We start from the raw sequence: 15,500 nt of genomic DNA on the forward strand, positions 1-15,500 counted from the left end.
TTCCGTCAAATCACCCTACCAAAAACTCGCTTGCTCTTGGCTCTGGGGTAGCACCAATTGAGTTTGATAATTGGGCAGCAACACACTTACCTTCTCGTCTAATTGGGCCGCCAAAGTTGGTGCCGCAATATTATCCGATGAATGCACAAACACACTAGGCGTTAAACCTTCAACGAGCCATTGGGAGAGCTTCATAGCCCATTGATCGAGCCATATTTTGTTACGTGGCAAATCTGGATGCCCAATAAAGCGCACCACCGGATGCTGTGCCGTTGCTACTGGGTGGCAAGGCACCCGTGGCTTTTTCTTTTGTGCATCCACTAAACTCTCGCAATAAGCCTCGGTTGAGAATACGGGACGAGAGTCCATCACTACGCGATTAACCGAACGCTCAGACAAGCCAGTCAAAAACCGCCCTTCGACATTAGTCTTATCAAAATACGCCAAATGCCGCACCTCTACAGACAAGGGAGTCGATAAAACCCACATATCACAAAGAGCGAGCATCATATCCATAGTTCGCTCGTCACATGTAGCGGGAAATTGCAGCATGGTAGGCCCCAGCTTTAAGGAAAGGGGCTCAAGGGACGCCATAAAAATTTGCCAATCTTGAACCACCTCAAACCAAGATCGCTCAGCCAAACGGTGCGTCACTGCTTGCGGTGCTTTGAAGCTAAACTGAAAATCATCACTAACCGCGTCATACCAACGCAATAACTGACCTTGATCGACCTTAGTATAAAAGGTACTGCCCACTTCCACCGTAGAAAAAAATTCAGAATAGCGGCCAATTCTTTCAGCCGCTGGCAAAGCAACAGGATACAGCCAATTCAACCAAGCTGGATGCTGCCACTGGGCCATTCCATAATGAATTTTCATAGGGGTACAGGGCGGTATTCAATGCTATCAATAAAGTAAATTTTCTCTCCTGCGGACAAACGGATCACCACCTCATCCCCTGCCTGCTTTTTCAATAGCGCCTTCGCTACTGGGGAATCAATACTGATGTAGGCAGGATCATGATCTAGCTCATCTGGCCCAACAATACGATGGGTACGCAGCTCACCCTCTTCATCCTCTAAGGTCACCCAGGCACCAAAAAAAATTTTCGTTTGGTCTGCAGGCAAACGATCAACCACAACACAAGCATCTAACCGCTTTTCAAGATAACGCACTCGACTATCGATTTCTCGCAACTGTTTTTTACCATAAATGTATTCGGCATTCTCTGAGCGATCACCTTGAGCGGCTGCCTCTCGTACTGTTTCGGTAACGGCTGGGCGCTTTTCTTTCCACAAATACTTCAGTTCGCTCAATAAGGTTTGAGCACCTTCTTGGGTAATATAAGCGGACTTTGGCGCAGCAGGGGGACGATATCGACTCATAAATTGAAGCCTAAAATTAGAAACAAAAATGCCGCTAAACTTTCGCTTAGCGGCATTAACATTATACGAAAAAACTAAGACTCTTGTTTGTGCACATGCACATCCATTTGTGGATATGGAATACCCACACCCTTTTCATCAAATGCGTATTTCACCTGCTCTAGCAAATCTGCACGAACTGTCCAGTAATCGGCAGAATTCACCCAAGGACGTAAAATAAAATTCACCGAGCTATCTGCCAGTTCGGAAACGGCAATAACACACTCAGGCGCCTTCAAAATACGCTCATCTGCAGCAACAAGGTCTTCCATAATCTGCTTGGCCAAACGAATATCAGCATCATAGCTGATGCCAACAACGAGATCCAAACGACGTGTCGCCTCACGGGAGAAGTTGACAATTGAACTGCCCATAATAGACGAGTTAGGAATGATAATGACTCGATTATCTGGCGTCTTCAAATAGGTATGAAACAATTCAATTCGATCTACTGTTCCCATTTGGCCTGCGGCGTCAATAAACTCGCCTGAACGGAATGGGCGCAACAGAATAATAAGTACACCAGATGCAAAATTCGATAACGAACCTTGTAGTGCCAAACCGACAGCCAAACCTGCCGCACCCAAAATAGCAATAAAGGAAGTGGTTTGAACCCCAACCTGACCCAATGCCATCAAGATCACGCCTGCAAACATCAAGGCGTACAAAATACTTGAGGTAAAGCCCGCAACTGCTTTATCCACAGAAGCTTTTAGCATCCGCTTCTCACACCATTGAGAAACCTTAGAAGCAATAAACTTACCGACAAAGAAAACAACAAGACCAACCGCTAGGTTAATGACAATATCTGTCAACAGAGGCATCCACTCCGCTCCCTGGTCCAATAACGTATCTATCTCACCCATAACCACTCTGCCCTTTTCGATTTCATTTAAAAAGTCAAACCGTATAGTTTGACTTGTGTTGCCATTCATCCAATAACATTTCTAACTGACGAATCCCTTGCTTATTAAAGGAAATACACTGCTGCCCATTAATCAAACAGGTCCCTTTTACGCAGGATTCATCAATCAAAAGGCACTTTTCACGTAACGTTTCTAGCGCCTCGTTATCCCGAATGCTCATGCCGACAAATATATGCCATTCTCGCTCTGGCAGCACCCCCTGAATGGCCTTTGATAACAAAACAACACACTGCCTTTGGGTCAACCTATAATAGGGTACTTTAGTTTGATGACGAACATAAAACAGCGTCAACCCCAACAAGAGCAGAAAAAAAACGCCAGCGGATATCAGTATTTGCAACAACATTATGACAAAGGGTAAGCCAACAACGCTACTTTCGCTCTATGCAGATGCCCCTTATATTCTGCCTCGTAAGCATCCATTTCATTACAAAATTTTACCTTAGCCATCTTCGGCAAACTCCCCCACTGCTCATGGGTTGGGATATGCTGAGTTTTTTCTTCAATAATATAGAAAGCAACAATATCCTCATGGGCTGACAAATCAATGCTCAGTTGATCCAATAAATTTTTAATTCGAATACTCGCTTCAATCCAGTTCAATTCATCGGTCCCCGCCACCTTTAGCAAAACCTTAATACTATCGATGCGTTTTTGGCGCTCCTCACGTAAACGCTCTTCTCCTTCACGAATTTTGTTTTCTCGAACGCGACTTAATTTCAGCTGATGAAATATAAAACCTATCGAAATAACCATCACACCAAGAGCAAGAAACAAGGCAATGAGAAACGTAGTAACAGACATAATCTACTCAATAAAAAAACATACAGTTAGTTAGAATAAGAAAACTCATTCACCTTCAAAATTTCAATAAAGCAATCATACAAATCTGGTGTAGAGACCAACAAGGCATTCCCATTTATAGGCTTAGGCCAAGCATTTTTTTGCTCTTCATAATAACCCACCTTAGCCCCTGCCTCCTCTGCAATCAGAACACCAGCCGCCATATCCCAAGGTTTAACCGTCTCAAAATACGCATCCAACCGCCCCGCAGCGACCCAACAAAGATCTAAAGCCGCCGAGCCATTACGACGAATATCTTGGCATTGATGCAAAACACGAGAAACGCGTTCCACCAGAGGCACCAAGGCGTTTTTTTGATAAGGGAACCCAGTTGCCACTAAAGCACTTCTTAAATCAGTCCCACCTGAGACCCGCAAGGCTTTGTCGTTACAAAAAGCACCGCCACCTCTCAAGGCCCAAAAACATTCATTAAGAAAAGGGGCATTAACCACACCAAGAATTCGCTCTTCGCCAATAAAGAGTCCAATCGATACCGCCACATGAGCATGTCCATGGGCGAAATTCACCGTGCCATCAATTGGGTCAATAACCCACACTGGTTTATCACTCGGTCGCGCCTCAAGATTCAGGCTCGGCGAAGACTCTTCCGACAGAATCAAATGAGAAGGGTATTTTTCAGCAATACTTGCGCACAAATATTTATCTACAGCAATATCGGTTGAGGTGACTAACTCATGATCCGACTTATAGTCACGAACAAAGCTAGACTCTTCTCTGGCCTGCTGAATAATACGGCCAGCCTCAAATGCCATGTCCTTGGCAAACGCCAACCACTCAGAATATTTTTTAGGCATTCCAGCACCTCACACAAGCATTATAGATTAAGCAAACCTAGCGTTTAGCCAGTTCGAAATATCGACAACCTGATCTGGGCAAACAGAATGAGGCATATCATAGGATTGGTATTCCACTTGAAAGCCCTGAGCTAATAGTGCCTCTCTTGCTTGGGTCGCCAAACTTGGAACAACAACAGGATCTTGAGAGCCATGATGAATTAAAATAGGCGCCTTGCCATTCACACAATCTGCAGCACTAGGCAACGTATGCTTGTTAACCAAGTAGGTAGATAAAGCTAACACACCAGCTAGCGCATACTTTGTTCTCAACGCAAGTTGGTATGCAATCACGCCACCTTGAGAAAAGCCAGCCAATACAATACGCTCAGGAGCAATGCCTTGATTTATTTGATCAACAATCAAGGCCTCAACCTGCTCACATGACTCATCAATATTCACCATATCGACCTTACGATCTATGCTCATTTCATAAATATCGTACCAAGCGCGCATTTCCATTCCACCATTAATCGTGACCGGTCGAACTGGTGCATGGGGAAACACAAAACGTACTTGCAATTCAGGCTTCAAAGTTAACGCCGGAACCAAAGACTCAAAGTCATGACCATCAGAGCCAAGGCCGTGCAGCCAAATAACCGCAGCATCTGGCTGCTCACTCGTTTCAACTAATACAGAAGGTAACAAATTGGTCATTCCTCATACTCCAAAAAAATAGGCTATAGCAAATCGCCATAGCCTATCATACTGACACTAATTTGTTGCTTCCCCCCAAGAAATCTACCGCTAATGCTCAACAGGGAAGCGAACTTCTGTAACCTCTTGGTCCTCATTAAGTGTAAACAATACATCGGCCTTTTCTGGCATCACATTCAGCATATGCTTAGTCAGCCTTTCATAATGCTCCATAAAGCCTTTCAACTCTTCCGGCGACATCACCTTCAGATCAATGGTATCCAACAGAACACCATGAATGTCGTTAAGGTGCGCCTCTAATAAACGCTCTTGTTTATTACGCCACTGATACACAACCTCATAGTTCGGCGCCTGCATCCACGCCATAATATCAATATGTGAAAACAGCTGTTTATATTCATTCACAAGCAATTCATTGACCTTATTTCGCCAAATGCCGTCTTTATCTCTTACTTCCTCAAGTTGATTAATAGGAATATCTAAACCGTCGCCCATCGACGGCGCTCCAACACACCAACCTTCGAATAACAAAACATCGATAGGCCCCGCAACCTCCTGCCATAAATGCACAGGCTTTCGTTCATCAAGCGATTTATCAAAACAAGGCAATCTCATTACCTCGCCGTCTTTCAGGTTTTTCAATCGATCAAAAAGGTTTAAAGCGAGATCTATATCATGGGTTCCTGGTGCCCCTCGAGTCGCAAAAATGGGCGACGTCTTATCGGCAAACTGAAAACGATCCCCTCTCGTACTGTATAAATCATCCAAACTAACAACCACACAATTTAAATCAAAGCCCTTTACTAAAATCCGACTGACAACTGTACTAAAGGTCGTTTTACCGCACCCTTGAGCACCGCCAAGGCCAACAATCAAAGGCCCACGACCAGACTTTGATTTATTACTCAGCCAGCTAGCGAAAGGCAAATATAAATGCCCTAGCTGGTCAATCAATGATGAGTTGGCATACAGTTTTTTTAAGGTTTGCTCTACCTCAAAGCGCAATCGATCAGCCAAGGGACCAGGCATACCTGGACCCCACTTAGCTAAGTCTCCACGTTGTTTTAACATAACACACCCTCCGCGTTTGCTTTCTTAAACTATAGCAGGCAGCATAGAAACTGGTTATTTTTTAAACTATTCAAACAAAAAAGAAAGCTGCAATGGTGCTGGTGGTGACAAACGATAGCCGACACCAATCAATCTCACTGGGCGCTGATACCTATCATAAGCCTGTTTTAGCAAGTTCATAAAAATCTCATGAGATAATTTATTCTTAATAGGTTGCTCTATCGTCGTTTGTTTAAAATCATCAAACTTCATTTTGAGATAATACTTACTCAGCTGCGCCTCAAAATTCCGCCCTTTCATACGTTTCTCCAAATCTGCCAGCAGCATAGGTAAAGCAACGCAACATTCATTCAATCCTGCTAAATCTTTTGCAAAAGTATGCTCCACTGAAATACTCTTTCGCTCTCGGGAAACACTCACAGGTCGGTCATCAATTCCTAAAGCGTACTGAGAAAGCTTAAACGCCATACTACCCACTTTTTTTTGCAGTACAGAAAAGTCTATTTTTTGCAGGTCTGCACAGGTAAAAACATTTATTTCGGCTAACTTTTCCTGAGCCACCTTACCCACACCGGAAATACACTTCACTGGCACTTTTGAAATAAACTCAAACTGTTCATCTGGCGCTATAACCGTTAATCCGTCCGGTTTATCCCAATCGCTTGCCACCTTAGCAATAAACTTGTTCGTCGCCACACCAGCAGACACGGTAATACCTACCGCTTCCAAGACCTTAGATCGAATCTCCTGAGCGATCAGAGTCGCACTACCTTGATGCGCCGACGAATCCGTCACATCCAAATACGCCTCATCCAATGAAAGAGGTTCAATCATATCAGTGTATTCTTTAAAGATTTGATGCATCTGTTGGGAAGCAAGGCGATACTTTTCCATGTTTCCATTTAGAATACGCAAAGAAGGACAAAGTCTTTTGGCAACAGAGGTTGGCATTGCAGAACGCACCCCAAAGGTACGAGCAACATAATTCGCAGTCGATAAAACCCCTCGTGCATTAGAAGGACCACCTATGGCAATAGGAATATCTTTCAAACTAGGGTCATCACGCATTTCTATCGCGGCATAAAAGCAATCCGCATCAATATGAATAATTTTACGCGGCAAAGACATAAGATTTTGACTTCATAGCTGTATAAAAACACAGTATATATCTTTTTTAAAACACCTCCACCCTTCATAAAAAAAACAGACATGCATGCCTTCCATTTTTCTACCTAACATGGCAAATAATCAAATAAATCAGAAGAATACGAGTTAAAATCTAGATTTCCACTCAAATGCACAGAAAAAAACAGTTTTTAGCGCATCAAACATGGACGCTAGTAAGCAAAATAGTTTACATTTTCTCTATTAGAAATAAGCACCTAATATTAAAGGTGCTTTTATTAAAGGCTATTTAAATTAAAACGCCTTAATCAAGACAAACAACCAACTCTTGTCGCAGTAACGCAAAGTACGAATAAAATCAAAATCATCAGATTTTTTCGTGCACAGGGGATTAAAAGGTAAGGATATACTCTCAAAGGGTGCAACTATGACATCAATCATGCGAATTCTTTCAATAGCCATAGGCGCAATAATTCTTACTGGTTGCCAGAACCTAATGCAACAACCTATTGACGACCCACTTTGTACAACCGTTGCCCCTTGTAAAGGAGACAACACCATAGGTGGATCAACATCACCTTACACACAGGCTGGTGCTTTAAATGCCAACAATACGATCGCAGTAATCAAACAAGAACCCATCATCATCAATGCCACTGGCTACGCCGCTATGGTTACCAGTAAGCGTTACTCAAAATCTCAAGCACGCATTATGACACTACGCAGCTCAATGCTTGATGCCTATCGTAACTTATCAGAACGAGTTTACGGTCTAAAAATTGATGGCTCCAGCTCGTTAAGCAATATGGTTCTGCAAAATGATGAATTAAGAACCTATGTGGATGCCTACCTAGTCGGGGCAAAAGTCGTATCACAACGAGAACATGAAGACGGCACCTTTGAAACCGTGGTTGAAATGGCACTACAGGAAAATTTCCGCCAATGCATAAACTCACCTCACAGCATACAATCTGATCCGAACTGTAAAATCCAACCCGGGTATCGTGCTATTAATGTACAAAACGAAAGCCCAACAACTAACTTTTATAACATTGAATGATGCCACCTCTGTTCAAACAGCTACTGCTGATCACTTGCTTATTCGCCATGCCGCTAATCGCTTTAGCAAAAAGCGTTGACGCGGTAGGCGAAGCAGTAATCTACGATGATGACCTTGTTGATGCCCGCTACCGGGCAACTCAGCAAGCCATCAAGCAAGCTGTGCTCGAGTCCAGTGCAAGAGTACGAGTAAAAGACGAGCTACGTAATGGCGACCTAGACTCTAGCCTCGAAATTCGCAGTGAAGCACGCGTTCAAAAAGCACATATCATATCCGAAGTCCGCAAAGGTGATTTTCTTACTGTCGTTGCCCGCATCGATGTCACCGCAGATTCTCAATGCAGTACAGGTGCAACAAGCTTCTATCGAAAAACCGTCGGCATTACTGGTTTCGAGCTACAAACCCCACAACAAGCAAGCCTTGGAGCACTCAGCAATATCTCCAGAGAGCTACCAAAAGACCTAGCCGCAGAAATCAATAAAAAGGGCTACCTAAAAGCATTAGCAGCAACAAATATCGCCATTTACCCAGACATCATCAACGCCCCATCTTCTACCAACACCAACGGATCACTAACAAACGTCACCCAAATTGGCGAAAGGTTAGGAGTGCAATACATACTCAGTGGCATCATTAGAGACATAGGGGAAGTTTACTTAAGGTTCCCTAACGATAAAAAGACAAAAGAGGCCGCCGACCAAAAAACAGATAAAGAAAGAAACTTTGTGGTCGACATATATATCTATGATGGCTTTAGCGGTGCATTACTTTTTGAAAAACGCTACTCGGAAGTAGGCAACTGGGATATTTCTGATCATGCCAGAGTCGGTTTCGGCAGCGCTAAGTTTTGGACTATTCACTATGGTAAAGTAGTCGATCAAGCTCTAAAAGAAAGCGCATTAGATACTAGTGAAAAATTACGCTGCCAACCCTTTATCGCGAATATCTTTCGCATTGAAGGAAATCGAATTCATATATCTGCAGGTTCTTTGTCAGGCATCAAGCAAGGAGATAAATTTAGCGTTTACCGACGCTATGAAGTCTTTGATAAGATGCAAGCAACACAAACTCAGCTTAACAATGCCAATATCAATGTTACAATAAAACAAGTACAGCCAAACTTTTCAATCGGAGAACTTGTTGTTGACGCTCAAATACTTAACGTTCAACAACAAGATGTTGTGATCGCTTGGTGATTTTTATAGCCGCGCCAATAAAGCGATATTTTTACCTTTAGGATTAATATAATGAACAACGAATTACTACACCACCTAGAACAACGCATCAATGAAGCCGTAGAAGAAATAGGCTCTTTGCGTAAGAAGGTGGCCGAGCTTGAAATGCAAAACTATGAGCTCAGTGAAGAGAAAAATGAAATAAGCAATAGCCTTAACCAAACAAAAGAGCAGCAATCAAACTGGGAATCCTCACTTTCTCAGATGCTGAACCGCCTTAATCAAATGGATGATAAGCCATGAAATCACTCTTGCTTGCAGCTTTAGTTCTCGTTAGCGCCCATGCGTCAGCAGAAGGTCAAATTGCGAGTTTATTTAGCTTTGAATCTGCAGCCTCCCGCCCAGATGCTGACAGCGGAAACACCCCTTCCAGCAATGTTACCTCTATTGTCAATGCTGGAATGGAGTTTACTACACCGCAAAATATTGCTGTTCATGGCGGGGCTTCATTTATCATCGGCGAAGAGTTTGAAAGCGCAATAAATGTAGGCGTTCGTTTTTATAGCTCAGCCCCCGCTTTTCAAATTCTCCCTAACGCCCCTATATGGTCCTTTATTGGCGGTAGCGTGTCCTTTTTTGACGAGACAGTCTATTACCCAGAAGCAGGGTTTCGCATAGGGATATCTAATGTTTCAAGGCTAGATGTGTTTGTAAAACTATTAACCAGCGACAGCGACACCTATAACAACCATGTTATGGTTGGAGCAGGGTTAACATTTTAATTTTCAAGATGAAATACATGCCTTTTCTGATCGTCAGCTTGCTAATAGCATCTATTTATATTTGGCGGCAAAATAGCAACATAATACCCGTTACTCTACCCAGTGAAATGCAGCGACAAGAGATGATTGGCACCGCAAATACATCAAGCATCTCTCTGACTCCGTTATAAAATATTTGAGCCTTGTTTTATGGAACAACTGATTGCCCAACTCGAAGCAAAAGTGAACCAGCTAACTGAGCAACTGAAAAATGCTTACGAGGAAATACAGCAATTAAAGGGTAATAACCATGGCGCCATTGAACACAGTGCGTCAATGGACTTACTGCAACATATGGCTGATCGCTCCACAGAAGATCAAGTACAACTCTATATCGAAGACTCACTTAACCTTTTAGAGACAGCATCAGCCCCTAAACAAGCAGCAAAGGCAAATCCAGTTGAAACCCAACTTAGCTTTGACTTACTGTATGAATCCGCTGCTAGCAGCACCACATCCACGACAACAGAACAGACTGATTACATGACCATACAAGAAACTGAGCTTAACAGCTTACCAGAAGCACAAAATGACAAGTTAGTGGACAACATCTCTAGCACACAAGAAACAAATGACGGCCCAATAGACGACATAGCGACATTGACGCCCGAACAAAAAAAGCGCCAAAAGAACCAGAAGAATAATCGCCGCCTCATTAAGATGCTTGAAGATCGCTACCCTAAAGCCTTTGACTGGAATCAGCCAAAACCCCTGAAGGTCGGTATAGACAAAGATATGGTATTAGATGAAGACTTCAATGCCAGTAAGCAAAAACGCGCCCTAGCAGCCTACACACGCTCAGACCGCTACAAGAAGTGCTTGCTTTCAGGCCAACCTAGGGTCGACCTAGAAGGGGTTGCAGTCAATAATGAGCCTGCCTTACCCGCAGCTATGATACCCAAGAAAGAAAAGACAACCTTTAACAGACCAAAGACAGATAAATCCGCTCGTCCAAAAGGCAAACTTCAAGCAAAACCAAAAGCATCAAGGGCACAACAAACCACCCCCTCACGTAAAAAAGAGGACGATGTTTATAGCAATCTATCCACTGAAGAGCGTATGAAAGCGAAACTTGAAAAACTATTAAATAAATCCTAAAAAGTATTTACATAGAATAGCGCGGCATATATTATGTGCCGCGCTGCTGTGGAGGGGTTCCCGAGTGGCCAAAGGGAGCAGATTGTAAATCTGCCACGAAAGTTTCGGTGGTTCGAATCCACCTCCCTCCACCATTAGCATTTTTCTTTATAGATCAAAATCTTACCCCATAATCCCTATCGCACAATAAATTAACCTAGAACAAGCAATCAGCCATATCTCAGAAATTCACACACTTAAACTAGAAACACATCAGGCACACCTTCATCTAAATTCTGCCACCACCAAAACACTTCAACATATAGCATTCAAAAATACAAAACAAAGCCATCACTAGACCAAATACCATTTCGAATAATAGACGATAGACGATAGACGATAGACGATAGACGATAGACGATAGACGATAGACGATAGACGATAGACGATAGTAGAGAGCTTAAGAAAAACTTAAATAGAGGGAAGGCTTTAAAAAGAGAGAATAACAAGGAAATGGTGGGTCGTACTGGATTCGAACCAGTGACCAATTGATTAAGAGTCAACTGCTCTACCAACTGAGCTATCGAGGAATGAATCAGATTTTTTAAGAATAAAGAGCTGCAGAGATAGTTGGTGGGTCGTACTGGATTCGAACCAGTGACCAATTGATTAAGAGTCAACTGCTCTACCAACTGAGCTATCGAGGAATGAATCAGATTTTTTAAGAATAAAGAGCTGCAGAGATAGTTGGTGGGTCGTACTGGATTCGAACCAGTGACCAATTGATTAAAAGTCAACTGCTCTACCAACTGAGCTAACGACCCAACTATCAGAGTAATGGGGTGGACGATGGGGCTTGAACCCACGACCGCCGGAATCACAATCCGGAGCTCTACCAACTGAGCTACGCCCACCATTACTAGGTGATCAATAAAATTGGTCGGAGTAGAGGGATTCGAACCCCCGACATCCTGCTCCCAAAGCAGGCGCGCTACCAGACTGCGCTATACTCCGATGGCTCCTCGAACTGGACTCGAACCAGTGACCCAATGATTAACAGTCATTTGCTCTACCAACTGAGCTATCGAGGAACTAATTTTATTCTGTTCGCAACAACTTCCAATAAGGAAGATGGCGGAGGAGGAGAGATTCGAACTCTCGGTAGGCTATTAACCTACGCCAGTTTTCAAGACTGGTGCATTAAACCGCTCTGCCACCCCTCCGTTGCGAGCGAGGTGTATATTACTGATTTGAAATTTCAGTGCAACATTTTTCTGAAAAAAAGTTAACTTTTTTCACTAACATAGCCCTGTTCAGGGGAAGTACGTATCCAGACATTAGAATACCAATAATAGTGCTTACCTGAATAATCCGGCATAGTGCAGTTAATTCGACCACGACCGACACCAAAAGGCTTTTTAGCTGTCGCTGTTACCTCCTTTTCAGAGATCCATTCCAGGGTCGCTTTTCCCTGGCCAGACACATAGCAAGTTAGGTCTTTTAAACGATATTTTCCCTGCTTAAATGTCAAGGTAATAGCAACAGGCTCATCTGTAGCAAAGTCCCCGCCCGTCATTTCATATAGTAGCGGCATAGGTTTCGAGTTTAGCTTCGTTTTTAACGTCGATAACTTTGAATAAGCCCCAGATGCAGGAAAACGAGGCAAGTTTTCAAAATTAGAACCTGCATTCACTACACCAGACTGCTGACCAAAAGCCATCATTCCCTTTTCCTTAACAAGCTCACGAATCGTGTCATTAGATTCGCCGAAAGGGTAAGCCAACATCTTTGGAGAAGAGTCTAAATTTTTAAGCAGTAAGGCTTCAACTTCATCTAGCTCATTGCTCATACGAGACAACCAAGCTTCATCCGTTTCGCCCTTTATTTTGCGCAGCATATAAGGGTGTCTAACAGTATGATTGGCAAATACTCCTCCCGATAACTGCATTTCCTTCATCTGTTCCCATGTCAAATGCTTACGCATATGACGCTCAACCGGTTCGGTATTAATAAAAACAGTGAAGGGAAAATTTCGTTCTTTCAAAATTGGAAAGCCTGCTTGATAAATACTACGCCAAGCATCGTCAAACGTAATAGCAACCGCTTTATCTGGTAATGCTTTATTCGCTTTTAGGTCAGCAAGAGCTGAAGCAAGATCAACCACCTTGAAGTTAGCTTCTTTAAGATAATCCATATGTTCGGTGAATTGTTCTGGCGTCACAGAAGTAGAAGACGGTGTACTCGAGTTTACATGATGGTACTGAAGCACTGGCAAATAATCCTGAGCTTGAACAAGTGCACTTGTACTCAACGCCCCCAACACAACCCCATAACGAACCTTTGATAACATACCCTCTCCTCTTTGCTTGATATTTACCCTCATTCTACGCGACCAAGGCTCCATCTGGCCACCTAAGGAAGCACACCTCGATGAATGGCAATTACTATCTCTGTATTTCCCCAACACAACGCGACTATTATGAACAATGCTTCAGGTATTCTAGGGGGATAAACTGAAATAAATTCAGCCCGAGTTATTGCGTCCAAAGGATGATCGCGTTAGCGTAATTCTTTCGGCCCAAAACAGAGTATTGGCATGTTAGAAATTGGCACTCAAGTGCACCCTTACCCTCACCAAGATGCACTTTATATATTACTTCATCGCAATCAGATTCTAATCGAAGGTGACAATCAATTCCTCATCCCTTTTTCACACTTTCAACCTAACAGCAACATGCGCCCCGTGTTTTGTGGCCAATGGCATGGACAGGATGTGTTCACCTGTCGCTTTGACTCCATGCCTAAAGGCTTCAAGGAAATAAACCTACGCGATCTACTGTTTCTACAGGATCAAGATAATTACATTCTCTTAAGTCGAGCCCATCAGTTGGCATCATGGGACAGAGACCATCAATTCTGTGGACGCTGCGGCACGGCAATGAAAGACAAGCATCCTAAAGAACACACCAAGATTTGTCCGCAATGCAACTTACGTCACTACCCTCGTATTTCTCCTTGCATCATTGTTTCCATTCGAAAAGACGACCAGATTCTCCTTGCCCGTGGACCTCTTTCTACAAAAGGCCAATACAGTAATATTGCTGGTTTTGTTGAGGCAGGAGAAACACTAGAGCAAGCGGTTGCCCGCGAAATACGTGAAGAAGTAGGCCTTGAAGTCACCAACATTAGCTACACAGACAGCCAACCTTGGTCTTTCCCCCACCAATTAATGGTAGGTTTTTTTGCTGACTATCTAAGCGGCGACATCACCCCCGCCCCTGGAGAAATTGAAGAAGCTAATTGGTATCCTATCGATAATCTCCCTCACACCCCCAACCTAGTGACTATTTCTGGCCAGCTTATTCATAAACATATTGCGCGTATAAAAAGCGGCAATTAAAACACCTTCTGCTGAGCACAAAAAAGGGCGGTCAAGTCCTCTACAAAGGGCTTAATTGCCCCTAATTCAACATCAAAATTACACTAGGGATTTGCCTGCCCTTTATCTATACTAGCCGTCCTCTAAGTACTGTAAAACGAGAATAGTGTGGACGATTTACTAAAATCAATAAAGCAAAAGGTACGACCATTAATAGGTCAGGGTAAAGTCGCAGACTACATCCCGGCCCTCGCCAATGTCGACCCAAATCAATTTGGCATTGCTATCTATAGTAACGATGGCGCTCTGTACCATACAGGTCAAGCCAATAAGAACTTCTCCATTCAAAGCATCTCAAAAGTCTTTAGTTTAACACTTGCCATGAAGCATTATGGCGAAACTATGTGGCAACGGGTTGGGCGCGAGCCATCAGGCAACCCTTTCAACTCATTAGTACAGTTAGAGTATGAGGAAGGCATTCCACGCAATCCCTTTATCAATGCTGGCGCCCTTGTTGTTAGCGACATGAATCATTCACGCTTTGCCACCCCCCATTACGCCATGCGAGAGTTTATCCGTCGACTAGCAGATAATCCAAAATTGCGTTCAGATAAATCCGTATCAAACTCAGAATATGAATTCCGTTCCCGTAATGCTTCCATGGCCTACCTGATGAAAGCCTTTGGAAATTTCGAAAACGATGTCGAAGCAGTACTACACAATTACTTTGATAACTGCGCCATGCGCATGAATTGCATTGACCTTGCTAAAGCCTTTAGTTTCTTGGCGAATAAAGGCTATTGCCGGCACACTGGTGAGCAGGTCCTGACTCACCGAGAAACCACTCAAGTTAATGGGTTGCTCGCCACCAGCGGCCTCTACGATGAAGCAGGTAACTTTGCTTACCGTGTTGGCCTACCGGGGAAAAGTGGTGTCGGCGGTGGAATTCTTGCCATAGTACCCAATCGCTTTTCTATCTGTGTTTGGTCACCAGAACTCAATAAGGCTGGCAACTCTCTCGCGGGTATGGCGGCATTAGAAGCGCTTTCCGAGAACATCGGCTGGTCGGTGTTTGGTTAATTTTTAAA

The 15,500-nt window shown here is 43.4% G+C and carries 17 protein-coding genes and 6 tRNA genes; 8 read left to right on the top strand and 15 right to left on the bottom strand.

Going from position 1 to position 15,500, the window contains the following annotated elements; all coding sequences use genetic code 11:
• Positions 1–15: 15 nt before the first annotated feature.
• The 9 genes from I8J31_RS14660 to dinB form a co-directional block, all read right to left on the bottom strand.
• Positions 16–879 carry a DUF72 domain-containing protein gene (locus I8J31_RS14660; RefSeq protein ID WP_199469333.1) on the bottom strand — a complete coding sequence of 288 codons (864 nt, stop codon included), beginning with the start codon at positions 877–879 and terminating at the stop codon, positions 16–18.
• A complete protein-coding gene (gene greB / locus I8J31_RS14665) occupies positions 876–1,385 on the bottom strand; it encodes a transcription elongation factor GreB (RefSeq protein ID WP_199469334.1) in 510 nt (169 codons plus the stop codon). Before greB ends, I8J31_RS14660 begins: the two co-directional genes overlap by 4 nt.
• A 74-nt stretch (positions 1,386–1,459) precedes the next feature.
• The gene (locus I8J31_RS14670) at positions 1,460–2,248 is read right to left on the bottom strand and encodes a mechanosensitive ion channel family protein (RefSeq protein ID WP_438941495.1); all 789 of its coding nucleotides are present in this window, start codon (positions 2,246–2,248) and stop codon (positions 1,460–1,462) included.
• Positions 2,249–2,324: 76 nt separating this feature from the next.
• Complete coding sequence (locus I8J31_RS14675) at positions 2,325–2,570, bottom strand: hypothetical protein (RefSeq protein ID WP_233402806.1); 246 nt, start codon at positions 2,568–2,570, stop codon at positions 2,325–2,327.
• A gap of 125 nt (positions 2,571–2,695) precedes the next feature.
• On the bottom strand, positions 2,696–3,154 hold the full coding sequence (locus I8J31_RS14680) for a DUF2489 domain-containing protein (RefSeq protein ID WP_199469337.1): 459 nt from the start codon (positions 3,152–3,154) through the stop codon (positions 2,696–2,698).
• A 26-nt stretch (positions 3,155–3,180) separates the two neighbouring features.
• Complete coding sequence (locus tag I8J31_RS14685) at positions 3,181–4,008, bottom strand: inositol monophosphatase family protein (protein WP_199469338.1); 828 nt, start codon at positions 4,006–4,008, stop codon at positions 3,181–3,183.
• 27 nt (positions 4,009–4,035) lie between these two features.
• The gene (locus tag I8J31_RS14690) at positions 4,036–4,704 is read right to left on the bottom strand and encodes an alpha/beta hydrolase (RefSeq protein WP_199469339.1); all 669 of its coding nucleotides are present in this window, start codon (positions 4,702–4,704) and stop codon (positions 4,036–4,038) included.
• Positions 4,705–4,794: 90 nt separating this feature from the next.
• Positions 4,795–5,775 (bottom strand): hypothetical protein, encoded by a 981-nt coding sequence (locus I8J31_RS14695; RefSeq protein ID WP_199469340.1) that lies wholly within the window; start codon positions 5,773–5,775, stop codon positions 4,795–4,797.
• Positions 5,776–5,841: 66 nt separating this feature from the next.
• Complete coding sequence (gene dinB / locus I8J31_RS14700; protein WP_199469341.1) at positions 5,842–6,903, bottom strand: DNA polymerase IV; 1,062 nt, start codon at positions 6,901–6,903, stop codon at positions 5,842–5,844.
• Positions 6,904–7,327: 424 nt separating this feature from the next.
• Between dinB and I8J31_RS14705 the strand changes: the two genes are divergently transcribed.
• The 6 genes from I8J31_RS14705 to I8J31_RS14730 all read left to right on the top strand — a co-directional run bounded on the left by I8J31_RS14705 (position 7,328) and on the right by I8J31_RS14730 (position 11,188).
• On the top strand, positions 7,328–7,960 hold the full coding sequence (locus I8J31_RS14705; protein ID WP_199469342.1) for an LPP20 family lipoprotein: 633 nt from the start codon (positions 7,328–7,330) through the stop codon (positions 7,958–7,960).
• Positions 7,957–9,156: a flagellar assembly protein T N-terminal domain-containing protein gene (locus tag I8J31_RS14710; RefSeq protein WP_233402807.1), complete on the top strand. Its 1,200-nt coding sequence runs from the start codon at positions 7,957–7,959 to the stop codon at positions 9,154–9,156. Before I8J31_RS14705 ends, I8J31_RS14710 begins: the two co-directional genes overlap by 4 nt.
• A gap of 51 nt (positions 9,157–9,207) precedes the next feature.
• The gene (locus I8J31_RS14715; protein WP_199469343.1) at positions 9,208–9,438 is read left to right on the top strand and encodes a cell division protein ZapB; all 231 of its coding nucleotides are present in this window, start codon (positions 9,208–9,210) and stop codon (positions 9,436–9,438) included.
• Positions 9,435–9,917, top strand: coding sequence for a hypothetical protein (locus tag I8J31_RS14720; RefSeq protein ID WP_199469344.1), 483 nt, complete (start codon positions 9,435–9,437; stop codon positions 9,915–9,917). The genes I8J31_RS14715 and I8J31_RS14720 overlap by 4 nt, the downstream gene beginning before the upstream one ends.
• Positions 9,918–10,106: 189 nt before the next feature.
• Positions 10,107–11,054, top strand: a complete 948-nt coding sequence (locus I8J31_RS14725) for a ProQ/FINO family protein (RefSeq protein WP_199469345.1) — start codon at positions 10,107–10,109, stop codon at positions 11,052–11,054.
• Positions 11,055–11,104: 50 nt separating this feature from the next.
• A tRNA-Tyr gene (locus I8J31_RS14730) sits at positions 11,105–11,188 on the top strand.
• Between the two features lie 593 nt (positions 11,189–11,781).
• On the opposite strand, the gene I8J31_RS14735 is transcribed toward I8J31_RS14730, so the two are convergent.
• From I8J31_RS14735 to I8J31_RS14760, 6 genes are all read right to left on the bottom strand, one after another.
• Positions 11,782–11,857: transfer RNA gene (locus tag I8J31_RS14735), tRNA-Lys, on the bottom strand.
• Between the two features lie 14 nt (positions 11,858–11,871).
• Positions 11,872–11,947 (bottom strand) — tRNA-His (locus tag I8J31_RS14740).
• Positions 11,948–11,970: 23 nt separating this feature from the next.
• A tRNA-Pro gene (locus I8J31_RS14745) sits at positions 11,971–12,047 on the bottom strand.
• A gap of 1 nt (position 12,048) precedes the next feature.
• Positions 12,049–12,124 (bottom strand) — tRNA-Asn (locus tag I8J31_RS14750).
• 41 nt (positions 12,125–12,165) lie between these two features.
• Positions 12,166–12,256 (bottom strand) — tRNA-Ser (locus tag I8J31_RS14755).
• Positions 12,257–12,318: 62 nt separating this feature from the next.
• On the bottom strand, positions 12,319–13,383 hold the full coding sequence (locus tag I8J31_RS14760; protein WP_199469346.1) for a polysaccharide deacetylase family protein: 1,065 nt from the start codon (positions 13,381–13,383) through the stop codon (positions 12,319–12,321).
• A gap of 246 nt (positions 13,384–13,629) precedes the next feature.
• Here I8J31_RS14760 and nudC point away from each other — a divergent pair, with 246 nt between their 5' ends.
• Positions 13,630–14,433 (top strand): NAD(+) diphosphatase, encoded by an 804-nt coding sequence (gene nudC / locus I8J31_RS14765; RefSeq protein WP_199469347.1) that lies wholly within the window; start codon positions 13,630–13,632, stop codon positions 14,431–14,433.
• Positions 14,434–14,580: 147 nt separating this feature from the next.
• Positions 14,581–15,492, top strand: a complete 912-nt coding sequence (gene glsB, locus I8J31_RS14770) for a glutaminase B (protein WP_199469348.1) — start codon at positions 14,581–14,583, stop codon at positions 15,490–15,492.
• The last annotated feature ends 8 nt before the right edge of the window (positions 15,493–15,500 follow it).

It is taken from the genome of Marinomonas transparens, assembly GCF_016463975.1.
In the GTDB taxonomy this organism is placed as follows: Bacteria; Pseudomonadota; Gammaproteobacteria; order Pseudomonadales; family Marinomonadaceae; genus Marinomonas; species Marinomonas transparens.

Coding starts and splice junctions, on each gene's coding strand:
- I8J31_RS14720 (WP_199469344.1), top strand. CDS start 9,435: ATGAAATCACTCTTGCTTGCAGCTTTAGTTCTCGTTAGCGCCCATGCG.
- I8J31_RS14660 (WP_199469333.1), bottom strand. CDS start 879: ATGAAAATTCATTATGGAATGGCCCAGTGGCAGCATCCAGCTTGGTTG.
- I8J31_RS14760 (WP_199469346.1), bottom strand. CDS start 13,383: ATGTTATCAAAGGTTCGTTATGGGGTTGTGTTGGGGGCGTTGAGTACA.
- greB (WP_199469334.1), bottom strand. CDS start 1,385: ATGAGTCGATATCGTCCCCCTGCTGCGCCAAAGTCCGCTTATATTACC.
- I8J31_RS14685 (WP_199469338.1), bottom strand. CDS start 4,008: ATGCCTAAAAAATATTCTGAGTGGTTGGCGTTTGCCAAGGACATGGCA.
- I8J31_RS14670 (WP_438941495.1), bottom strand. CDS start 2,248: ATGCCTCTGTTGACAGATATTGTCATTAACCTAGCGGTTGGTCTTGTT.
- I8J31_RS14680 (WP_199469337.1), bottom strand. CDS start 3,154: ATGTCTGTTACTACGTTTCTCATTGCCTTGTTTCTTGCTCTTGGTGTG.
- I8J31_RS14690 (WP_199469339.1), bottom strand. CDS start 4,704: ATGACCAATTTGTTACCTTCTGTATTAGTTGAAACGAGTGAGCAGCCA.
- I8J31_RS14705 (WP_199469342.1), top strand. CDS start 7,328: ATGACATCAATCATGCGAATTCTTTCAATAGCCATAGGCGCAATAATT.
- I8J31_RS14715 (WP_199469343.1), top strand. CDS start 9,208: ATGAACAACGAATTACTACACCACCTAGAACAACGCATCAATGAAGCC.
- I8J31_RS14695 (WP_199469340.1), bottom strand. CDS start 5,775: ATGTTAAAACAACGTGGAGACTTAGCTAAGTGGGGTCCAGGTATGCCT.
- nudC (WP_199469347.1), top strand. CDS start 13,630: ATGTTAGAAATTGGCACTCAAGTGCACCCTTACCCTCACCAAGATGCA.
- I8J31_RS14725 (WP_199469345.1), top strand. CDS start 10,107: ATGGAACAACTGATTGCCCAACTCGAAGCAAAAGTGAACCAGCTAACT.
- dinB (WP_199469341.1), bottom strand. CDS start 6,903: ATGTCTTTGCCGCGTAAAATTATTCATATTGATGCGGATTGCTTTTAT.
- I8J31_RS14710 (WP_233402807.1), top strand. CDS start 7,957: ATGATGCCACCTCTGTTCAAACAGCTACTGCTGATCACTTGCTTATTC.